We start from the raw sequence: 20,750 nt of genomic DNA on the forward strand, positions 1-20,750 counted from the left end.
ATGACCGATGCGTCCCCACCCGCCCGCACCCTGAAGGACATTGCCCGGCTGGCGGGCGTGTCGCCCGGCACCGTCAGCCGCGCGCTGGCGGGCAAGAGCGTGGTCAATGCCGAGACGCGGGCGCGGATCGAGGCGCTGGCCGCCGAGCATAATTTCCAGATCAACCAGATGGCCCGCCGCCTGCGCGCGCAACGCACCGGCGTGATCGGCGTCGCCATCCCGCTGGGCCATGAGCGGCGGCAGCGATTGTCCGATCCCTTCTTCATGACGCTGCTCGGTCATCTCGCCGACGAACTGGCCGCGCGCGACCATGACGTGATGCTGTCGCGGATCATTCCCGACGACGACGACTGGCTGTCGCGGATCACCCGGTCGGGCATGGTCGACGGCGTGCTGCTGATCGGCCAGTCGGACCAGCTTTCGGTGATCGAGGCGGTGGCCGAGACCTATCGGCCGCTGGTCGTCTGGGGCAGCACCATGCCGGGACAGCATCACTGCGCGGTCGGCGTCGACAACCGGCTGGGCGGGCGGCTGGCGGGCGAGCATCTGATCGCGACGGGGCGGCGGCGCATCGCCTTCATGGGCGAGGTCCGCACGCTGGAACTGGCGCAGCGCCATGCGGGGCTGTGCGATGCGATGGCCGATGCCGGACTGAAGCCGCCGCAGCAACTCGACGTGGCGCTCGCGCCCGATCTGATGCCCGACCAGATCGCGGCCAATCTGGCACGCATGACGCGCGAAGGGCAGGGGATCGACGGCATCGTCGCGGCGTCGGACATGATCGCGCTGGCGACGATGGCGGCGCTGGTCGCCGGGGGGCGCTCGGTGCCGGGCGATGTCGCGGTGACCGGCTTTGACGACCTACCACTGGCCGAGCGTGCCATCCCCCGGCTGACCACGATCCGACAGGATCTGGAGGCGGGGGCGAGGGCGATGGTCGAGGCGCTGTTCGCGCGGCTGGACGGGGCCGCCGCACCGGGGCTGGAAATGCCGCCCCGCCTGATCGTGCGCGACTCCGCCTGACACAAAACCGGCGCAGTCTTTAGGGAGATCAGACCGCGCCGGGAAGGTTCAGGGAGTATGGACGGATGTCAGGCCAGCGTCAGGCCGACATCCACATTGCCGCGCGTGGCGTTCGAATAGGGGCAGATCTGGTGCGCGGCCTCGACCAGCTTCTCGGCTTCGGCGCGGTCGATGCCCGGCAGTTCGACGGTCAGGTCGGCGGTGATGCCAAACCCGCCCGCCGCGCGCGGACCGATGCCGACCTTGGCCGACACGGCGACGTCATCGGGAATCTTCACCTTCAGCTGCTGGCCCGCCACCTTCAGCGCGCCGATGAAACAGGCCGAATAGCCTGCCGCGAACAGCTGTTCCGGGTTGGTGCCGTCACCGCCCGCGCCGCCCAGTTCCTTGGGCGTCGACAGCTTGACGTCGAGCGTGCCGTCAGGAGTAGCGGCATGGCCATCGCGGCCACCCGTCGCACGGGCCTGGGTCTGGTACTTCACGTCGATCGTCATGGTGATGTCTCCGATAATCCTTATCGCGATAAATATATGGCGTCACGGAACAGGCTTGTCCAGCGCTTCTTTTATCGTGATATGCATTTGCATCTAAAGGGAGATGGCGAATGTCGGCCCCATGGCCGCTCGACGAACAGCTGTGTTTTGCGGTCTATGCCGCCAACATGGCGATCCAGCGCAGCTACAAGCCGATGCTCGACCAGCTCGGCCTGACCTACCCGCAATATCTGGCGCTGCATGTCCTGTGGGAGGAGGATGGACGGACGATCGGTGCGATCGCCCACCGCCTGTCGCTGGAGTCCAGCACGGTCACGCCGCTGATCAAGCGGCTGGAGGCCGCCGGGCTGCTGGTGCGCGGACGCGATCCGCAGGACGAGCGGCAGGTGCGGGTCAGCCTGACCCCCGCCGGGCGCGACATGCGCGATCGGTGCGGCTGCCTGGGCGAGGAACTGATCGCCCGGTCGGGGATGGAGGTCGATGACCTCAAGGCGCTTAAGGCCGAGGTGCACGCGCTACGCCTGGCGCTCGAACGGCGCGACGGCGCGGCGGTGTGATCCTCTACGATCATCCGTTGTCCTCCTATGGGCAGAAGGTGAAGATCGCCCTGCGCGAAAAGGGCATCGCCTTTACCCGCGTGCTGCCGGATGACTTCGGGACAGGACGGCAGGACACGGCCTTTGCCGCTGCCAATCCCCGCACCGAAGTTCCGGTGCTGATCGTCGAGGGCGGGCAGTCGATCTTCGATTCCACGATCATTCTCGACTATCTCGACGAACGCTGGCCCGGGACGCCGCTGATGCCGCGCGACCCGCTCGCCCGCGCCCGCCAGCGCGAGGTCGAGGAGATTGTCGACGGCTCCTATGAGGCGGTGAACTGGGGCTATGGCGAGATCCTGTGGTTCCGCCGGGCCGAGGGGGCGCTGGCGGCCGATATGCGCCATGTCGCGGCGACCGATACGCGGGTGCTCCAGGCGTGGCTGACGCAGCGATTGGGGGACGCGCCGTGGTTCGGCGGCGAGGCGTTCGGACGGGCCGATGCCGCGGTCGCGCCGATGGTCAACCGCTCGGTTCATTACGGGCTCGGGCCGGTGGCGGGATCGCCGCTGGCGCTGTGGCATGAGCGGGTGTCGGCGCGTCCTGCGGTTGCCGAAACCTTTGCCGAGTTCGATGTGGCGGCGGCGCTTATGGCGCAGGCGGCCGACCATTACCGCAGCGGCGGACGACGACGCGAATATCGCGACCACCGGGTGGAATGGATGATCCGCTCAGGCGGAATGCCGGTGGTCCTGGATGGTTTGCGAGAGGACAATATCCGTTTTTCGTGGCCGGGTTAGGGGCGTGCGCTTCGACTTCGCTCAGCGTGACCGGCTTTCGGTACAAGGCCCCAAAACCCCAAACCCCGTTCAGCCTGAGCGAAGTCGAAGGCCAAGGGAAACCCTATGACCTCTGCGCCAAGGTAAACACCACCGCCGGCGCATCCCGCAGCGTGACGTACAGCAACCCGTTCTGCGCCTGAGGCACCGCCAACCGCGACGCCGTAAACCCCGGCGGGACGCTCACGGCTCCGGCCATATCGGCACTCGCCGCCACCCGGTCGATCAGGAACAGGTCGCGCCCCGCCATCTGGCATCCATCGGCGGCACAGGTGATCGCGTCGATCCCCGGCAAGCGGACCAGCGTGGCCAGCGGGCTCCAGTCGCCCTTGATGCCCCCGCGCACGATCCGATAGCGCAAGCCCCCCGCCGCCGCCGGACCCAGCCGCGCCGGGTCGAGCGTCGCCACCGCGATGTCGGGCGAGGACAGCCGGACGTCGCGTCCGCCCTCCAGCATCACCGACGCGCTGCCATCGGCCGTAGCAACCTCGATCGCGTCGGTCGGGGCCAGTCGCAGGCCCTCGGCCGCGCGGACCGAGAAGGTCAGGCGGCTATCATCGGGCAGGATCGTCTCGTCCTTGGTCGCCAGCGTGACCGCGCCCGCCGCCGCCTTGGGCGTCAGGCTGCGCGCGATCAGCGTCGCGGCGGGGCGCGGCGGCGCGGCGGTGATGGGCACCGACAGGGTGCGCCCATCGGTCAGCCTGATCTTCGCGCTGGTGCCCGACGGCAGGCGGCCATCGGCGGCGGTGACGACCAGCCGGTCGGTATCGCCTTCGCGAGTCACGCTATCGGGCGATAGGCGGACATCGCCGATCTCGACCCCGGCAATCTCGTCCAGCCTTTGTCCGGTCAGCGTCGCGAAGCGGTCTCCCTTCGCCAGCGTCACCGTGTCGATCCGGCTGGCGGGCGAGAAGGCGCGCAAGGCGACCGTGCGTGGGGCGGCGTCGCCGATCCGCTGCACCTCCAGCGTGACCTCCCCCGACCGCGCGGACTTGAGCGGCAGGGTGACGTTGATCCCATCCGCCCCGCGCAAGGTGAAGGGCACCGGCTGCGGTGCGCCCGAGCCGTTGCGCATCGTCACGCCGGTCACGCAGGCGGCGGCCGGGCCGGTCAAGGCGACGCTGTTGTCGCGCCCGACGACCAGGCTCTGTCCGCCATCGTCGGCGCGCCACTCCCCGCTGCCCGGGAATTGCAGCGTGAAGCTGGGGCCTTCAAAGCTATCGAAACCCCAGGCACCGTGCAGCTTGGCGGACACCTTCCCCGACAAGGCGCCCACAGGCAGCGGATCGGTCAGGACATAGCCCCCGCGATCGGCCCGCGCGCGGACGGGCAGGTCGAGCCGCTTGCCGTCGGCGGTGGTGATCGACACCATCATGTCGCGCGCAAACGCCGTCGAATAGATCAGCGGCGCGCCCTCGACCGGCAGGACGAGGCCGGGCCGCGCTCCGCAGAGCGGCACGTCGCCGGTGACGCGCAGGCGTGGCGGGCTGACCGCGTCGATGGCGGGCATGGCGGCAACCAGCACCGATTTCGGCTTGGCGAAGGAGGGAGCCGCATTGAGCAGCAGCGCCATCCGGTCGCCGTCACGCGTCGCCAGCGTGGGTAGATAGCCGAATTGCGGATTGCCGAACGCGCCGAACACCCGTGCGATGTCGCGGACCACCGCGATATAGGGGCTGTAATAGCCCAGCCCGGCCTCGCGCGTGTAGCTGACCTGTAGTGCCAGATCGGTCGGCGCCCCGATCAGCGTGTCGGTCATCGAGCTGCTATGGATGTCGGCCAGCACCAGATTTTCCTGGTTTTCGAGCAGACAGGCCGCCTGCAACTCGATCACCTTGGCCAGGCAATCGGGGTTGAGCTTGATCGCCAGGCTGTTGGACAGGGCGGGCGCGAGGGTGCGCAGGAACTCGGGGTGGCTGTTCTCCTGCGCGCGGATCGCCGCGACAAAGGCGTTCAGCCGCGAACGGTCGAGCGAGGCCTGGTTCAAATCCTGCACCGCGCGGACGAACTCACCCGGCCGGTCGCGCACCGCGTCGACGATCGTGCCCGATGCGCCGCCCGTCTCCGGTACCAGGAACAGCGCCATCTGCCGTGCGCCCTTGGGCACGGTCAGGGTCAGGCGGCGATCCTTGTCCTTGGGTTTCCAGGTTTCGGCGGACTTCACCCAGTCCTTGGGCGGCGGGTTGGTCGCGCCGCTTAGGAAGGCGGAGAAGAGGATGTAATGCGCCCGCTGGTCGCGGGGCAGGTCCGCCTCGATCGTCAGCCGGTCGCCGGTGGCAAGATTGGGCACCTGGGCGATGGGCAGGGTGCGGTCGCCGCGCGTCACCGCAATGCGCAGGGCAGGTCCCGGCAGGTCGAAAGGCGCGGGGTCGGCGGCGCAAAGCGGGCTTTCGACCAAAGCGGCCGCCGCGAGCGTCAGCGCCATCAGCGGGCGTAGGAGGGGAAGGCGAGGGAGCATGGCGGGGACTTAAGGCGCAGACGGCGGCGGGGATCAAGCCATTCGCGGCAGATGACATGCGGGCGTCACGTTACACATCCTCCCCGCTTGCGGGGAGGGGGACCATGTACGGCATGGTGGAGGGGGTGTGCGGCACATGATGCGCTTTGCGGACGCCCCCTCCAGCAGCCCTTCGGGCTGCCACCTCCCCTTGCAGGGGAGGATCGAGTGTTCAGCCCAGTCTGTCGGCCGTCTTCGTGTCGAAATCGCTGGCGTCATGCCGTTCGCGCAGCTGCTCGGATGGCTCGCCGAAGGTGCGGTTGACCATCCGCCCGCGCTTTACGGCAGGACGGGCATCGATCTCGCGCGCCCAACGAAGGACATGGGCATAGTCCTGTACCTGAAGGAATTCGGCAGCGTCATAAAGGCGACCCAGCACCAACTGCCCGTACCAGGGCCAGATCGCCATGTCGGCGATGCTGTATTCGTCGCCGGCGACGAATGCGTTATGCTCCAGTTGGCGGTTCAGCACGTCGAGCTGGCGCTTGGCCTCCATCGCATAGCGGTCGATCGCATATTCGATCTTCACCGGCGCATAGGCGTAGAAATGGCCGAAGCCGCCGCCCAGGAACGGCGCGCTGCCCATCTGCCAGAACAGCCAGGACAGGACGCGCGCCCTAGCGGCCGGATCGGTCGGCAGGAACGCACCGAAGCTCTCGGCCAGATGGACCATGATCGCGCCGGATTCGAAGATGGCGAGCGGCTCGGACCCACGCCGGTCGACCAGCGCGGGGATCTTGGAATTGGGATTGACCGCGACGAAGCCGCTGCCGAACTGATCGCCATCGGCGATGCTGATCAGCCAGGCGTCATACTCCGCCTCTGCGTGCCCTGCGGCGAGCAATTCTTCCAGCAGGATGGTGACCTTCACCCCGTTGGGCGTGCCCATCGAATAAAGCTGGAGCGGATGCGCGCCGACCGGCAGGTCCTTGTCATGCGTGGCGCCTGCGACGGGGCGGTTGATCGCGGCGAAGCGGCCGCCGCTCTCCTTGTCCCAGGTCCAGATGGCGGGCGGGGTATAGGCGTCGTCGCTCATGGCTCGTAGCTCCAGCTTGATCCGGTGCGCGAGATGGGCGGGGGCGATGGCGAAAACAACCGCGACCGTGCCTTTTATTTCGCTGGCGGAATGGGCAGGTCGCGGCGGACGTAGAGCAGCTCATGCCGTTCCTCGCGCGGGACCGCCATGACCAGTCGATAGTCGTGTGCCAGAGCGCCGGAAACCTGAGCCTGCGTCGCGGCATTCCAGGGCGAGAAGGGATCGTCGAGCGTCACGATGGCGGGCGGACGGCGGGCGAGGATGCGGGCGACCTCGGCGCTTTCGTCGATCCCGATCGCGCCGCGTTCCGCCTCATAGGCCAGCGAGGAGGGGAAGGCGTAGGCGGTCGGGATACAGCCGCCCGACAGATGGTAGAGGCTCGAGTCTCCTGCGAAGACATAAGGGCATTCGCGCCCGTCCACCGCCGCCATCACCCGCGCCATGCGGCGGATGCCGTCGCCCTCGCCGGGGTCGTTGGTGGCGGAGTGGAAAACGAACAACCCGGCCCCGATCGCGAACACCGCAGCCACCGCCTTTCGGTTGAGGGCAAAGGCCGGGGCAGCGGCGAGCGCCAGCGGTGCGACCAGCGGCAGGGCATAATGATCGAAGAACGCCCCGATCATCGCAAAGGCGACGAGCGCGAAGCCCAGCCAGATGCGGGTCAGCATCAGCGCCGGATGCCTGGGCCCCCTGCGCCAGCTATAGACCGCACAGGCGATCAGCGGCAACAGCTGCCCCCCGATTCCCGCCAGCCGCCCGATGATCTTGGCCGCCGGATAGCCGCGCCGCAGCGTGATCGAGGTGAAATTGGCGAACCAGAAGGCGTCGAATGCCGCCGCATCGCCCAGCCAGAAAGACAGGACGACCAGCCCCGTCGGCAAAAGCCCGAGTAGCATCCAGGCCAGCGCCGACGACACCACGACCACGACATTCGCCCGCGCCCGCCAGAGATACCAGAGATGCGCGAGGCCGAAAAACGCGCCCTCGACCAGCGGTGTATATTTGATCTGGATCGCGATACCCGCCAGCAGACAGGCGATGGCGCCGCTGACGATGATCGCGCCAACCGCTCGCTGGTCGGCCAGACGCGGCAGTTCCAGCGTCAGCACGGCAGCGGCGGTCATCGCCAGATTGTAGAAGACCGGCGACTGGCCGCTTCCGCCGCTGAGCAGCGGCAACCACAGGATATAGGCCGCACCCGCCGCCAGTCCCGCCGGAAAGCCGAGGCCCATGCGCCGCGCGGCCAGCCAGATCAGCCAGCCGGTCGCGGCGGTGCAGAGCGTGCCGATCAGCTGATAGGCCAGGAGCCCGTCACCGGGCAGCAGGCTGAATCCGGAGAACAACAGGAATAGCCCTGGCGGCTTGCGGTCCCACAGATCGATATAGAGCCGTGCGCCGTGCAGGATGCGGTCGCCGACCAGCAGATAATATTGCTCATCGACATGGGCGACCGGATTGCCAAAATCCCGCATCCGGGTCAGCATCGCAAAGGCCAGCAGGGCCAGCGCCGCGCCGATGGGCCGGTTCAGAAACAGCTTGAGGCCTTGCGGCGTCGAAAAGGCGGGGCGGGCGGGTGTCATTTCCGTCATCAGCAACCCTGTTGGAGGAGGGCGACGGGCGGAGCGAAGTCCTGCGGACCCGGCCCGGTGCGACGCCGTCCATGTCATCGACACCGGGGCTTTCGCAAAGAAAATCGACATGGTTCCCGGTCGGGTGAAAATTTTTTCAGCGGCCATGTCCGGTTTTACAGGGACTGCTCCGTCTTAGCCATGAACACCTCCGGTTGCGGCTACGGCCGCCGCCGGACGGGGGCTTCGGCCACCGGGTGGTTTGGTCGTTTTTTAGGCGGGGTGGGGTTAATGCTGCTCGATGCGGAAGGCGCGGCCTGGCGGAATGCCAGGGCCTGGGCCCAGGCCGGGAAGACGGAACGGACGGGTGCCTATGTCGCGCCGTGCTGGACCGTCGTCGTGCCCTTCTTCAACGAGGAGCGCGATCTGGCGGCCACGCTGGAAAGCCTGGCGGCCCAGACGCTGCGGTTCCGGCTCGTGCTGGTCGACAACGGCTCGCTCGACGCCAGCGCGCGGGTGGCGACCGAGACCTGCGAGCGGCTGGGGCTGGACCATATCCTGCTTCACCAGGGTTTGCCGGGCAAGATCAACGCGCTGCACCTCGGGCTCGAATATGTGCACACGCGTTTCGTCGCGACCTGCGACGCCGACACCTATTACCCGGCCGATTATCTGGCGCAGGCCCAAGACCTGTTGGAAAAGCCCGGCTGCGTCGTCGCCGGGGCCTATTTCATCGCGCCGCAGGACGGAGAGGCGGAGCGTCGTCGCGAGTCCGCCGCGATCCGGTTGGCCGCGCGTTTCCTGCCGCGCCAGTGCCATGCGGGCGGCGCGGGCCAGGCGTTCCGGACCGAGGCGCTGAAGGCGGCGGGCGGGTTCGATGCGCGCCGCTGGAATTTCGTGCTGGAGGATCATGAGGTCATCCACCGCGTGATGCGCCATGGCACCATGGCCTATGCCGATGGTTTCTGGTGCGTCCCCTCGGACCGGGAGCGCGATCGGGAGTCGATCCGCTGGACGCTGACCGAGCGGCTGGTCTACAGCGTCGCCGCGCCGTTCGCGGGGGACTGGTTCTTCTACGATTTCCTTGCGAAGCGACTGCGCGCGCGGCGGCTCACGACAGAGCGGATGCGCGAGCGGGCCTATCAGCAACTGGCGGGGGTCGTGGGTGAACCGGCTTATTCTCTGCGCTGACGATTTCGCCTTTTCCACCGAAGACAGTCTGGTCATCGCCGAGCTGCTCCGCTCGGGCAAACTGAACGCGACAAGCTGCATGACCCTTCGTCCGAACTGGATGGAGGACAGTGTGATGCTGCGATCCGTGCCGCAGGCCGCGCAGATCGGCCTGCACCTGACCCTGACCGAGGAAGCGCCTATCCATCCCAATGGGTTCACCCGCGACGGGGTGATGCCGGGGATCGATCCGCTGACCCGGCTGGCCGCGAAGGGCAAACTCGACGCTGCGGAGATCACCCGCGAGGTCGAGGCGCAGTTCGACCGGTTCGAGGCGGCGATGAACCGTCTGCCCGCCTTTGTCGACGGGCATCAGCATTCGCACGCGCTGCCCGGTGTCCGCCCGATCGTGCTGGCGATCACGCGGCGGCGCGCGCCCGGAGCCTGGGTGCGCACCTGCGAGGATCGGCTGGTCGGGCTGCTCGGACGGCCATGGCGGGGCAAGGCGATCGGCAGCGCCTATCACTCGCGCGGCCTGACCCGTGCCGCAAAGGCAGCGGGGCTGCACTGCAACCGGGGCTTCGCCGGGCATTACGGCTTTGACGGCCGCTTTGCCGAGGCGTTGCCGCGTTTCCTCGATCAGGGCGGGGCGGAGCATCTGGTGATGTGCCATCCCGGCGCGGGCAAGCGGGCGGGCGACGCGATCGCGGCGGCGCGGCGCGACGAAGCCGATGTCTTGCGCGCCGTTTCGGTGTCTGACATGGCGGCGCAACGCGGGTTGGCCTTCGCCGCCTGACACGAGGGCGGTCTTTGGGTAATCAGGGTCTGGAAGGCCGGTTCATGGAGGCGCGCCCGCTGCTGCGTCGCCTGCTCGCCGCCCGGCTCGGCTCACCCGACGAGGCGGAGGACGCGCTTCAGGACCTCTGGCTGCGCGTGTCGGGGCTGGATGCCGGACAGATCGAGCAGCCCATTCCCTTTCTCTGCCGCATGGCGACCAATATGGCGACCGACCGCCGTATCGCCGCCGCGCGGCGCGGCGTGCGGGACGGCGCGTGGGAAGAGGTGCAGCCGCAATCCGCCGAATATGCCGATCCCGAACGGATCGCGGCGGGCCGCAGCGAACTGGCCCAGGCCCATGCGATGATCGCCCGGATGCCCGACCGGATGCGCGAAGCCTTCACCCTGTTCCGCTTCGAGGAACGCCCGCAACGCGACATTGCCGAGCAGATGGGCATTACCGTCAGCGCCGTCGAAAAGCTGCTGCGCCGTGCCTATCAATTTTTGCAAGAAAATCGTCATGCGGAGGGTGCGGATCGGGCGTGTCGGCGTCGTCCTGACAGTGGAAGGAGCGGGGACGAGTGACGCGGGAGGAACAGGCGATCGACTGGCACGTCCGGCAGCGCGACATGAGCGCGGCCGAATGGGATGCCTTTGCGACCTGGCTGGAGGACAGCCCGGAGAACGCGCGCGCCTATGACGCGGTGGCGATGGCCGATGCCCTGCTGGTCGCGCCGGTGGCCGAGCCGAAACCCGTCATGACCGAAACGCCGGTTGCGGCCAACGACAACAGGGGGTGGGGTCGTTGGTGGTTGATGGGCGGCGTTGCCGCGGCCGTCGCGCTGGTCGCAGGGCCTGTGCTGATGCAGACGCGCCCCGACATCCGGGTCGAGCAGACCCGGCCGGGCGAAACGCGGGTCATTGCCCTGAACGACGGCACGCAGGTCGAAATGGCGGGGGGATCGCGGCTTCGGCTCGACCGCAACGACACGCGGGTCGCGACGCTGGAAAGCGGACAGGCGCTGTTCCGTGTCCGGCACGACGCCTCCGCTCCTTTCGAACTCCGCTCGGGCGACGTCGCCATCCGCGATGTGGGGACCGTGTTCGACGTCCGGCGTGAGGGGGCTCGGCTGGACGTGACGGTCGCCGAAGGGGCGGTCGCGCTCGCGCCCCGGGGGCAGGCGGTGCAGTTGACCGCCGGGCAGGGGGCACGGCTGGACGAGGCGCAGGGCAGCCTGCGCCGTGTCCAAGTCGATCCGGCGATGGTCGGGGGGTGGCGTCGCGGCCTGCTGGATCTGGACGGAGAGACGGTCGACGCGATTGCCGCACGATTGCAATCCGCCTATGGCATGCGGATCGCGGTGGAGGGGCCGTTGGCGAAACGCAGCGTCACCGGGCTGGTCCGCGTGACGGGGGACGCCAGCCGGGACGTTCCACGTCTTGCGAAGCTGATCGGAGCGGAGTGGCGCCAGAGCGGTGGGGACTGGATTTTGCGGGCGTCGGACGGGGTTTATTGAACGCGGCCTGTTGGTCGCGGTCGCCCTTGCCTTGCCTGCCGCCGGTCGGGCGCAGACCCCCGATGTAACCGCATCCCGCCGGATCGTGCTGGCCCCCGCAAGGCTGGATTTCGCGCTGCGTGAGCTGGCGCGGCAGGGCGGCATCACCGTCGTCGCCACCGATCCCCGCCTGAATGAGGTCCGCACCCGCGCACTGACCACCGGCGCGCCGCCCGCCAGAGCCCTGGCGCAGCTGCTGCGCGGAACCGGCTACCGCGCCATCGCGATCGACGCGGTCAGTTTCCGTATCGTCGGATCGCCCCGTCGCCCATCGGTCAGCCGCCCCCCGCCCGCCATCTCGCCGCCTGCAGGCCGGACGGGCGACATCATCGTGACCGCCAGCAAGCAGGGCACTGAACTGGGCCGCTATCCCGGCAGCGTGTCGGTGATCGGGCGCGGTGTCGCGTTGCCCAACGGATCGATCGACCTCAGCGACGTCGCGGGACAGACGCCGATCCTTCAGACCACCGCGCTGGGACCGGGGCGCAACAAGCTGTTCATCCGCGGCATCGCCGACAGCAGCTTCAACGGCGCGACCGAGTCGACCGCCAGCCTCTATCTCGACGAGGTGCAGGTCGCCTTTGCCGGGCCGGATCCGGGGTTGAAACTCTATGACATCGGCGAGGTCGAAATCGCCGAGGGACCGCAGGGGGCGCTGCACGGCTCGGGCGCGATCGGGGGGATCGTCCGCCTGACCTCCAACCCGGTGTCGCTGACCCGCGACGGCGGGCGGATCGAATGGGGCGGCGCGTCGACCCGGGGCGGGGCGCCGAGCGGGGATATGGCGGCGGTCGCCAACAAGGTGCTGCTGCCCGATACGCTGGGTGTCCGGCTGGTCGGCTATCATGCGGTCGACGGCGGCTATATCGACAATCTGCGGACCGGCGCGCGCGACATCAACCGGGTGCTGACCAGCGGCCTGCGTGGCACGCTGGCCTGGAATGTCGGGGACGGCTGGCGCGCCGAACTGGGCGGCGGCACCCAGTCGATCGTGTCGCGCGACGCGCAATATGTGCTGAGCGAGGATGTGCTGGCCAGCCGCTCGGCGACGGCCCAACCTTCCTGGAGCGATATGCGGTTCGGGCGGCTGCTCCTGTCCAAAAGCTGGGCGAGCGGCCTGCAATTCGTCTCCGCCACCGGCATCGTCAGCGGCTCATCCTTCGAACAATTCGACGCCAGCCCGGTGGTGCCGCACGAAACCTATCTGTTGAACGGCGACAAGACGCTGTTTTCGCACGAAACCCGTATATCACGACGACGGCCCGGCGGTGGATCCTGGGTGGTCGGCGTCAATCTGGTGTCGGATCAGTCGGTGATGGGGCGCTCGCTGACCATCCGCCAAGGCATCAGACCGGTGATCGGCGTGACCAACGTCACGCGCACCGGCGCCATTTTCGGAGAGGCGACGCATCCCGTCACCGGTCGCCTGTCGCTGACGCTGGGCGGGCGGGTGACCGCCGCGCGGGTCGATGGCGAACCGTCGATCACGCCGCGATCGAAGAATTTCGTGCGTGGCCGGTCGACCACGCGCGTCGATCCGACCTTTGGTTTTGCCTGGGCGCTGGGCGGCGACTGGACGGCGTTCGGGCGCTATCAGTCGGGCTTCCGCACCGGCGGCCTGGCGGTCGCGGCGGGCGTCGGCCGGGTCGCGAACTTCGAGTCGGACTCGATCCAGATGGTCGAGGCTGGCCTGCGCCATGTCCGGCGCGGGACGACCGGTCTGTCGGCATCGGTCAGCCTGTCCCATGCGCGTTGGAAGGCGATCCAGGCCGACCTGCTCAACCGCGCAGGACAGCCGGTGACGAGCAATATCGGCGACGCGCGCGTCGATGCGCTGGAAGGCTGGGTCGAGTGGGTGCCGCAGCCCGACTGGCACCTGACGGGCGCGGTGTTCGTGACCGACAATGAAGTGACGGGCTCGACCGCCTTGCTCAGCCGTGCCGGCAATCGCCGCCTGCCCGAGACGCCGAGCGTCTCGGCGCGGCTGGGACTGGTTCGTGATGTCGCCCTGGGGCGCGACACGATCCTGTCGACACGTGGCGAGCTGGCCTTTGTCGGCCCGTCGGTGCTGGGCGTCGGCGATATGTTCGATGTCCGGCAGGGGGGCTATGGCGTCGCCAATCTGGGGCTGAGCGCCCGGCGGGGCGGCTATGCGCTGGCGCTGACGCTCGACAATCTGCTCGACGAGCGGGGCAATCGCTTCGCCTATGGCAATCCGTTCCTGCTTGGGCGGCGCAATGTCTCGACACCGCTGCGGCCGCGCACCGTGGGGATCAGGCTGAGCGCGGATTTCTGACGGCGACGCGGGCATAGGCGGCCAGGCCAGCCAGCACGTGGCGCAAACGAAAGGCGTGGAAATGCCGGATCGTCGGCACCGGCCCGGCAAGGCGCTCGCCAAGGTTGCGGACGTCCTGCACCATCCAGCGGCGGACCCGGCGGTCGGTCAAGACGTGCTTGGCATAGAGCGCTCCGTCGCCAAAGCCGTATCCCGCCAGCAGCGCGATGGCTTCGTCCTCCCGTCGACGGCCATGATGGTGGTCGACGACGAAGCGGGGGTCGTAACGGATCGAAATACCCATCGCCTGGGCACGCAACAGGAAGTCGGTATCCTCGGCGGCGCGGAACGGCGCGCCCGCCCCGAAACGCTCGTCGAACGGCCCGACCACGCGGCCGACCTCGGCGGTGAAGGCCAGATTGGCACCCATGACGAAGCCGCCGGGAAAGCTGCCCGGCTCGGCGATCATCGGATGATCCTCCAGCTTGACGGTCAGCATCAGGTCGGCGGGATCGCCGCGCAGGATACGCCCGCCGATGATGACGGGGGCAGGCTGGTCGGCAAAGGCCTGGGCCATATGCGCGAAGTAATCGGGGTGCAGCATGCAGTCATCGTCGGTCATCGCGACGATCCGCCCCCGCGCCGCCCGAAGCGCCCGATTGCGGGCACGGGCCAGGCCCGGCTGCGGCTCCGACAGCAACCGCACCGTAAAGGGCCGGTCGATCGCCCAGTGCCGGACCACCGCCGCCGTGGCATCGGTCGAGCCGTTGTCGACAAGGATCAACTCGATCGTTCCGCTGCCCGGATGCCGGGCGGCGGCATCGACCGAGGCGAGCGTGGCGGCCAGGCTGCGGCTGCGGTTGCGGGTGCAGATCAGCAGGCTGATATCGATCATCCCGCGACCAGCTCCGCCGCCTCCTGCGGAGATCGCGCCTGTCGGACGAGCGGACTTTCCGCCGTCCAGGCGGCGATATAGGCGCCGACCTTGCCATAGTCATTGTCCAGCACGACGTGGGGAATGCCGAGCAGCAACGCCAGGATATGGCCGTGCAGCCGATCTGTAACGATCCGCTCGCCGCGCGCGAGCAGCGTCAACCCGCGTTCGATGCGCTCCCGTGCCCGCTCGGTCGGCGCCGACGCCGTGACGGTCGGTTCGTCGAGCCAGTCCAGGGCCACCGTATCCGCAAGGGCCAGCAAGGGTGCGTCGTCACGCGTCGCGCGTTCCGCGTCGGAGCGGAGCAGCATCAGTGCGCGGCAATCCGCCGAGACGGGGCGCGCGACGCTGCCCAGGCCGAAGGCGGAGTCGGGGGCCAGTGTGCTGGGGCAATCGAAATGCCGGCGGGCCAGGTCGAGGCTCGCCATGTCGCGGACGTACAGGTGAAAATCCGGGTGGCCTTTGACGAGTGCGGCGAACCGGTCGCGATGGGCTTCGTCGCGGAAGTGGATCGACTGGGGCAGCTGGACGATCCGGCGATCGGGAAAGCGTTCGATCAGATATTCGCGAAAATGCTGGTGATGCGGCCAGATGTCGCCCAGATTGCCGCCGCCATGGATCAGGATCGGGCCGGTCGGACAGGCCGTGCGGAAGGCCGCTTCGTCGAAATCGTCCCAGCGCGAGATAGAGGCCGGATCGCCCGCGCCGATCGCGTGGAGCAAAGCGATCTCGCCCAGCCAGATCGCGCTGTCGCCGACATTGGGATGGTCGGGGAAATCGACCAGCGCATAGGGCTCTCCCGGCGTGACGTGACGGCGATACAGGTCGAGCAGCGCCTCTCGCTGGCCTGCGATCACATCCTCGCTCACGCCGCGATGGCGCTTGGCGAGGCACTGCGGACACTGGCATACAGCGCCTCGCAACGGTCCAGCCACAGGTCGCGGGCGAAATGCGTCTCCACCCGGCGGCGGGCGGTGCTGCGCGAAATGGCCATGGCGCGGATCAGGGCGTCGGCCAACGCGGTGACATCCCCGGCGGGGGCGATGCATCCGGCCTCGCCCACGACCTCGCGCGCCGCGCCCGCATCGAAGGCCGCGACCGGCAGGCCGCACGCCATGGCCTCGATCGCGACCAGGCCGAATGGCTCATTCCAGCAGGGGGTGAACAGGAATACCGAGGCCCGCCCCAGTTCCCGTGCCAGCGCCGCCCCGTCCAGATGCCCGCCATAACGAATGCCGCCGTCCAGCAACGGCTCGACCTCGGTGGCGAAATAGTCCGGGTCCTCGACCGCGCCGAACAAGGTCAACGCGACGCCCGCTTCCCGCGCGGCACGAATGGCGAGATGCGTGCCCTTATTGGGGGTGATCCGCCCGCACCACACCGCCTCGCCATTGCCCTGCTCGACAAAGGGCCAGGCGTCGGGGGCGATGGCATTGTGCAGCACGGAGGCTTCGGGCGGCGCGCCGTTCGGCCACCAGGCCTGCAATTGCCGGGCGGAGGTGACGGTCAGCTTATGGGTCGGGCTGGGGCTGATCGACACGAAATGGTGGAGCGCGTCATAGGGTGGCACATGCAGCGAGGTGACGGTCGGCGTTCGCGCGGTCCGGCGCTGCTCCAGCGGAAAACGATGCAGGCTGTTGTTGTGCACCACGTCGAAGCCGCCGCGTGCGATCCGGTCGCAAGCGGCGGCATAGCCCGCATCGACATGCGCGATCAGCTCGGGCTTGCCGCGATGTTCGGCCCAGGGGAAGACGGCTTCGTAATGGACCGGCAGGACCGGATCGAGCGTGAAGCGCGGGTCGCTGTCGCCGCTGGCGAACAGCACCACCTCATGCCCGCGCGCCGCCAGCCCCTCGGCCAGATACCAGCCATGGGCTTCCATGCCGCCCAGGAACGGTTGACGGATGGGCTGGCGGACATGGGCGAGCAGCGCGATCTTCATGCCGCGACGCGGGGCTTGCCGGCGCGCTCCTCCAGCAGGCGGATGACGCTGGCGGTATTGGCATAGGGCTGATGGCTCTGCTGCCCGGTCAGCGCCAGGTCGTCTTCGTCAGGGCGGCGCAGGATCCGGATCGGGCGGCCGGGCGTGTCGTCGATCAGGCCCATCAGGCGGAAGGCGTGCAGCCAGTGGCCCATGGTGCGGTATCCCCATTTCGCCTCGAACAGCTCGGCATTGCGGACCACGCTGTCGATATGATGGACCGGCGGCATGTGGTGCGGGTGATATTGGTGATAGGCGAGGCCGCCCTTGATCCAGGCGATGGGCACGCCTGCCTTGTCCACCACCTTGCCGAAATCGGTATCCTCGCCGCCATAGCCCGCATAGCGCTCGTCGAACCCGCCGGTGCCGAGGAAGGTGTCGCGGCGCATCGCGAAATTGAGCGACCAGAAACAGCGATAATCCTCGCACCGCTCGATCCCTTTCGGTGGCGGGCCGCGCCGGTCGGAATGGCGTACCGCGACCTTGGCGAAGCTCTCATACCGCCAGTCGCCCGCCGTCGCGCCGCCGGGCAGGTACATCACCTCGCCCATCAGCAGCCCGTCTTCCTGATCCAGATAGCGGTCATAATCGGCCAGCAGTTCGGGTGTCGGAATGCAGTCCATATCGAGGAAGACCAGCTTGTCGCCGACCGCCGCCTCGGCCGCCGCGTTGCGCGCGGTGGCCAGCGGCAGGCGCGGGCCGGAGACCATCATCTGGCGGATGGGGAAGGGCGCCTCCGGCAGGTCGTAGGGCGTGTCCTGAATGACCGCGACGATCAGCTCGGCGGGGAGCATCGTCTGGCGCGTCAGGCCGATCACGACGTTGCGCAGATGTTCGGGGCGGCCCCCGGCGAGCGTGACGACCGAGATCATGAAGAGGCTCCGGTGGATTGGGAAAGGGAATGGGTGAGGTCGGTCGGCCAGAGTCGCGTCGACAGCGCCTCCAGCCAGTCGGCGGCGGTCTGGGCGGGCGCGTCGGCGATCATCGCGCGCTGCAGGACGGCGCAGTGCTGGCTGAGGGTTTCGGCCAGCGCCGAGGTCCAGGACTGGGCCGAGGACGGCAGATGCGGTCGGACACAGGCGACACCGGCCGTGGCCAGCGCCTCCGCCTTGCGATGCTGCTCGTCGAAATAGCGCCATTCGGGAATGGCGAGCCACGGCCGGGCGGCGGCCAGGATCTGCTGGCAGGTGGTGTTGCCGGTCGAGGCGATGACGAGGTCGGCGGCGGCGACATGGTCGGCCGGATTGTCGACCCAGCCACGATGCTCGATATTGGCGGGCTCTGTCGCATGCCAGTCGCGCGCGACCGGGCCGATGGTGATCCAGCGGGCGCCGGGGCGGCTGCGCGCGCCAACGCCGAGCGGCGCCTGCGCGAAACCGCCGCCGCCGCCGCCCGACAGGACCAGGATCATTTCCTCGTCCGCGCCGACGCCGATCCGCTGGCGCGCCAGCTCGCGCTCGGGGATACGGGTGTCGACGCCCAGCCCGCCGACGAAGCAGGTCTTCGCGCGCATGGCGGCGTCCCATTCGGGCTGGGCCAGCGCCTCGTCGAACGCGGCGAGCAATCCGGCGGCGCCGTCATAGGCGGCGCGGTGCCCGGCATCGCTGCGGTCGCCATGCTGGAGGATCTTTACATGTGGGACTGAGCAGATCCGCGCCAGCTGCGCGATCTCGGCGGATACGTCGCAGATCATCAGCGCGGGGTCGGCGCGGTCGAACCAGCCCGCGATCACGGCCATGGCATGCCGAATGCCGGGCCAGCCGAGCGGCGCGCAGTGCAGCGTCTCCGGCGTCGGCACCGCGTCCATCGTGCCCGCCTCCAGCCCGGTCGGCTCGAAGAGCGACGGAATGGTGACGATCTCGACCTGCGGCGGCAGCGGGGGGAAGATGTCGTCGCGCGCGCAGAAGATGGTGACGGGCCGCTCGGGCGGCAGCGCGTTCAGGATGGCGGCGCAGCGTTCGGCATGGCCGCGCCCCTGGTGATGGACGAAATAACCGAAGGGACGGTTCACGCCGCCGTCGCCTGGGTCGGCATAGGCGCGGTCAGGCCCAGCTTTTCCAGCCCCTCCATCACGCCATTGGCATGGTGCGCGGTGACCCGCATCAGGCCGTCGCGCTCGGGCAGGTCGGCCAGTTCGTGCCCGGCATTGCCGACGACGATCGCATGGCCGCAGGCATCGAGCATGTCGACATCGTTGCCGCTGTCCCCGGCCGCGATGCACGCCCCCATCGGCAGGTCGAGCCGCTTGGCATAGGCGGCCACCGCCGCCGCCTTGCCGCCCAGCGGAGCCAGCACGTCGATCAATCGCCCGTGCGAGAAGACGGTCTTGGCGGAAAGTCCCTGTTCGGCCAGCGTCTCACGGACGCGCGCGGCATCCTCGGCCGTGCCGAAATAGCTGACCTTGTGCGGTCCCGCCGTGTCGCGGGGCTGGGGGCGCAGGCGCAACGGCTTGAGCGCGGCGACAACAGCCTTGCGGTCCCATCCCTCGTCCAGGCGTGCGGCGAAGACGGGACATTCCTGCCATCCGCGCTGGCCCTTCAGCATGATGCGCGTGCCGACATCGGTGATGAAGGCGTCCGGCTCGGGAATGCCCCATTGCGACAGGATGATCCGCGCCATCGCAAAGGAGCGTCCGGTCGCGACGACGAAGGGCAGGTCGCTCGCCTGACGCCATGTCGCGAAATCATGCGCGCCGACCCGGCATCCGGTCAGCGTATGGTCGATATCGCTGGCCAGCAGGCCGGGGGTGCGCGGCAGATGGGCATAGAGCGCGGTGGATTCCATGGCGTAGCGATCCCAGGCATAGAGGGTGGAGCCCGACCGGCCATTCGCGCTCATGCGCCGATGGGTATCGGGATCGGTCAGGATGGTCAGGCAGGCGGCGGCGATGGCGTCTTCGTCGCGCGGTTCGACCAGCAGGCCATGGTCCAGCGCGGCGACGATCTCGCTGGGGCCGCCATGCCGCGTCGCGACTACGGGCACGCCCGCCGCCGCCGCTTCGATCAGGGTCAGGCCGAAGGGCTCGTGTAGGGCTGCATTGACGAACACACCGCCCGCCGCTGCACGCTCATAGAGCGCCGCGACGTCATGTCCGTCATGCCGTGGCGGCAGGGCGAAACGACCATGCAGTTCGGGGCTGTCGGCAAGCGCCAGCAACTCGGCCAGCACGGCGCGCTCCTCGGCCGACCCTGGGCCGTCATGCTGCCCCGCCAGGATTACCAGATTGGCCACGTCGCGTAATGCAGGCGAGGCGGCATAGGCGCGGGCAAGCGCGCCCAGATTCTTCTTGGCGACAGGGCGCGCGATGGCGAGGAGGATCGGCTTGGAAGGTTCGTCGAGCCATTCGCCCAGACGATCTGCGAGCGTCGGGCAACCGGGACGACCGCCCTCATGGTTCGGCACGCCGGGCGCGATGCGGTGGATTCGTCCGCCAGCGGGAATGCCATAGGCCTGGACTTGGCGCTCGGCCTCGTCCTCCGTCGAGACGATCAGCGCATCGGCACTCGCGATGGCGGTACGTTCGGCGGCGATGCGACCGTCCAGCGCGGGCGAGGGGCCGTGATGACGGCGCTTGTCGATGCCCAGCGCATGCGGGGTATAGACGAAGGGAATGGCGAAGCGCCGCCGCGCCTCGGCCGCGACGGCGGCGGCGTCGGAGAAATGCGCATGGATCACGTCGGGCAGGCGCGGCAGTCGGGCGAGATGCGCGCAGAATGCTTCGGTGAAGGCGGCAAGATCGTCGGCCAGTGCGTCCTTTTCCAGATAGCGGCGATTGGCGGTGGCGATCCGGTCGATGCTCAGCTTGGGTGAAAGCCATTCGGTGGCACGGGCGTGGTCAAGCGGTAATCCCGGCTCCTCGAAGAGCCGGGTGACGATGGACACTTGATGTGTATCAATATTATTGGCCTGCGCGGCGGCGGCATCCAGGATATAGGCGATATGGCCGCCCGTATCGGCGGTGATGCCATAATGGACAGGTGGCGATTTCAGACACCCACCAAGTGCCAGATGCAGGATAAACAATCTCGCCCCTTTCGTTATGGAGCGACAACGTTATAAATATT

The 20,750-nt window shown here is 68.4% G+C and carries 18 protein-coding genes; 8 read left to right on the plus strand and 10 right to left on the minus strand.

What is annotated here, in order from left to right; genetic code table 11:
- Positions 1-1,023, plus strand: a complete 1,023-nt coding sequence (locus NS355_RS10250) for a LacI family DNA-binding transcriptional regulator (RefSeq protein WP_058745622.1) — start codon at positions 1-3, stop codon at positions 1,021-1,023.
- A 68-nt stretch (positions 1,024-1,091) separates the two neighbouring features.
- Here NS355_RS10250 and NS355_RS10255 read toward each other — a convergent pair whose 3' ends face one another.
- Positions 1,092-1,517 carry an organic hydroperoxide resistance protein gene (locus NS355_RS10255; protein ID WP_058745623.1) on the minus strand — a complete coding sequence of 142 codons (426 nt, stop codon included), beginning with the start codon at positions 1,515-1,517 and terminating at the stop codon, positions 1,092-1,094.
- A 110-nt stretch (positions 1,518-1,627) separates the two neighbouring features.
- Between NS355_RS10255 and NS355_RS10260 the strand changes: the two genes are divergently transcribed.
- Together NS355_RS10260 and NS355_RS10265 are read left to right on the plus strand one after the other, a co-directional pair.
- Complete coding sequence (locus NS355_RS10260; RefSeq protein ID WP_058745624.1) at positions 1,628-2,074, plus strand: MarR family winged helix-turn-helix transcriptional regulator; 447 nt, start codon at positions 1,628-1,630, stop codon at positions 2,072-2,074.
- The gene (locus NS355_RS10265) at positions 2,071-2,853 is read left to right on the plus strand and encodes a glutathione S-transferase family protein (protein ID WP_058745625.1); all 783 of its coding nucleotides are present in this window, start codon (positions 2,071-2,073) and stop codon (positions 2,851-2,853) included. Before NS355_RS10260 ends, NS355_RS10265 begins: the two co-directional genes overlap by 4 nt.
- Before the next feature lie 103 nt (positions 2,854-2,956).
- On the opposite strand, the gene NS355_RS10270 is transcribed toward NS355_RS10265, so the two are convergent.
- From NS355_RS10270 to NS355_RS10280, 3 genes are all read right to left on the minus strand, one after another.
- Positions 2,957-5,317, minus strand: coding sequence for a hypothetical protein (locus NS355_RS10270; protein ID WP_244489644.1), 2,361 nt, complete (start codon positions 5,315-5,317; stop codon positions 2,957-2,959).
- 244 nt (positions 5,318-5,561) lie between these two features.
- Positions 5,562-6,425: a glutathione-dependent disulfide-bond oxidoreductase gene (gene yghU / locus NS355_RS10275; RefSeq protein WP_058745627.1), complete on the minus strand. Its 864-nt coding sequence runs from the start codon at positions 6,423-6,425 to the stop codon at positions 5,562-5,564.
- A gap of 74 nt (positions 6,426-6,499) precedes the next feature.
- Positions 6,500-8,014 carry an ArnT family glycosyltransferase gene (locus NS355_RS10280; RefSeq protein WP_244489645.1) on the minus strand — a complete coding sequence of 505 codons (1,515 nt, stop codon included), beginning with the start codon at positions 8,012-8,014 and terminating at the stop codon, positions 6,500-6,502.
- A gap of 270 nt (positions 8,015-8,284) precedes the next feature.
- Between NS355_RS10280 and NS355_RS10285 the strand changes: the two genes are divergently transcribed.
- From NS355_RS10285 to NS355_RS10305, 5 genes are read left to right on the plus strand one after another with little or no spacing between them, the layout of a single operon-like run.
- Positions 8,285-9,184, plus strand: a complete 900-nt coding sequence (locus NS355_RS10285) for a glycosyltransferase family 2 protein (protein ID WP_084787825.1) — start codon at positions 8,285-8,287, stop codon at positions 9,182-9,184.
- On the plus strand, positions 9,159-9,959 hold the full coding sequence (locus NS355_RS10290) for a ChbG/HpnK family deacetylase (RefSeq protein ID WP_058745628.1): 801 nt from the start codon (positions 9,159-9,161) through the stop codon (positions 9,957-9,959). Before NS355_RS10285 ends, NS355_RS10290 begins: the two co-directional genes overlap by 26 nt.
- Positions 9,960-9,973: 14 nt before the next feature.
- Positions 9,974-10,525 carry an RNA polymerase sigma factor gene (locus NS355_RS10295; RefSeq protein ID WP_244489646.1) on the plus strand — a complete coding sequence of 184 codons (552 nt, stop codon included), beginning with the start codon at positions 9,974-9,976 and terminating at the stop codon, positions 10,523-10,525.
- Positions 10,522-11,457, plus strand: coding sequence for a FecR family protein (locus tag NS355_RS10300; protein WP_058745630.1), 936 nt, complete (start codon positions 10,522-10,524; stop codon positions 11,455-11,457). The genes NS355_RS10295 and NS355_RS10300 overlap by 4 nt, the downstream gene beginning before the upstream one ends.
- A gap of 10 nt (positions 11,458-11,467) precedes the next feature.
- On the plus strand, positions 11,468-13,792 hold the full coding sequence (locus NS355_RS10305; protein ID WP_058745631.1) for a TonB-dependent receptor: 2,325 nt from the start codon (positions 11,468-11,470) through the stop codon (positions 13,790-13,792).
- Here the strand turns inward: NS355_RS10305 and NS355_RS10310 are convergent.
- The 6 genes from NS355_RS10310 to NS355_RS10335 are packed head-to-tail and all read right to left on the minus strand — an operon-like array spanning position 13,770 to position 20,709.
- On the minus strand, positions 13,770-14,666 hold the full coding sequence (locus NS355_RS10310) for a glycosyltransferase family 2 protein (protein ID WP_058745632.1): 897 nt from the start codon (positions 14,664-14,666) through the stop codon (positions 13,770-13,772). The genes NS355_RS10305 and NS355_RS10310 overlap by 23 nt on opposite strands.
- Positions 14,663-15,574 (minus strand): polysaccharide pyruvyl transferase family protein, encoded by a 912-nt coding sequence (locus tag NS355_RS10315; protein WP_058745633.1) that lies wholly within the window; start codon positions 15,572-15,574, stop codon positions 14,663-14,665. Before NS355_RS10315 ends, NS355_RS10310 begins: the two co-directional genes overlap by 4 nt.
- The gene (locus NS355_RS10320) at positions 15,571-16,647 is read right to left on the minus strand and encodes a glycosyltransferase (RefSeq protein ID WP_058745634.1); all 1,077 of its coding nucleotides are present in this window, start codon (positions 16,645-16,647) and stop codon (positions 15,571-15,573) included. Before NS355_RS10320 ends, NS355_RS10315 begins: the two co-directional genes overlap by 4 nt.
- Positions 16,644-17,558, minus strand: a complete 915-nt coding sequence (locus NS355_RS10325; protein WP_058745635.1) for a galactosyltransferase-related protein — start codon at positions 17,556-17,558, stop codon at positions 16,644-16,646. Before NS355_RS10325 ends, NS355_RS10320 begins: the two co-directional genes overlap by 4 nt.
- Positions 17,555-18,697 carry a glycosyltransferase gene (locus NS355_RS10330; protein WP_058745636.1) on the minus strand — a complete coding sequence of 381 codons (1,143 nt, stop codon included), beginning with the start codon at positions 18,695-18,697 and terminating at the stop codon, positions 17,555-17,557. The genes NS355_RS10325 and NS355_RS10330 overlap by 4 nt, the downstream gene beginning before the upstream one ends.
- A complete protein-coding gene (locus tag NS355_RS10335; RefSeq protein ID WP_058745637.1) occupies positions 18,694-20,709 on the minus strand; it encodes an HAD-IIB family hydrolase in 2,016 nt (671 codons plus the stop codon). The genes NS355_RS10330 and NS355_RS10335 overlap by 4 nt, the downstream gene beginning before the upstream one ends.
- Positions 20,710-20,750: the final 41 nt, after the last annotated feature.

Source organism: Sphingomonas yabuuchiae (assembly GCF_001477495.1).
In the GTDB taxonomy this organism is placed as follows: Bacteria; Pseudomonadota; Alphaproteobacteria; order Sphingomonadales; family Sphingomonadaceae; genus Sphingomonas; species Sphingomonas yabuuchiae_A.

Excerpts from the sequence above, each read along its gene's own strand:
- NS355_RS10280 (WP_244489645.1), bottom strand. The coding sequence starts at position 8,014 with ATGACGGAAATGACACCCGCCCGCCCCGCCTTTTCGACGCCGCAAGGC.
- NS355_RS10260 (WP_058745624.1), top strand. The coding sequence starts at position 1,628 with ATGTCGGCCCCATGGCCGCTCGACGAACAGCTGTGTTTTGCGGTCTAT.
- NS355_RS10310 (WP_058745632.1), bottom strand. The coding sequence starts at position 14,666 with ATGATCGATATCAGCCTGCTGATCTGCACCCGCAACCGCAGCCGCAGC.
- NS355_RS10320 (WP_058745634.1), bottom strand. The coding sequence starts at position 16,647 with ATGAAGATCGCGCTGCTCGCCCATGTCCGCCAGCCCATCCGTCAACCG.
- NS355_RS10250 (WP_058745622.1), top strand. The coding sequence starts at position 1 with ATGACCGATGCGTCCCCACCCGCCCGCACCCTGAAGGACATTGCCCGG.
- NS355_RS10285 (WP_084787825.1), top strand. The coding sequence starts at position 8,285 with ATGCTGCTCGATGCGGAAGGCGCGGCCTGGCGGAATGCCAGGGCCTGG.
- NS355_RS10325 (WP_058745635.1), bottom strand. The coding sequence starts at position 17,558 with ATGATCTCGGTCGTCACGCTCGCCGGGGGCCGCCCCGAACATCTGCGC.
- NS355_RS10255 (WP_058745623.1), bottom strand. The coding sequence starts at position 1,517 with ATGACGATCGACGTGAAGTACCAGACCCAGGCCCGTGCGACGGGTGGC.
- NS355_RS10270 (WP_244489644.1), bottom strand. The coding sequence starts at position 5,317 with ATGGCGCTGACGCTCGCGGCGGCCGCTTTGGTCGAAAGCCCGCTTTGC.
- yghU (WP_058745627.1), bottom strand. The coding sequence starts at position 6,425 with ATGAGCGACGACGCCTATACCCCGCCCGCCATCTGGACCTGGGACAAG.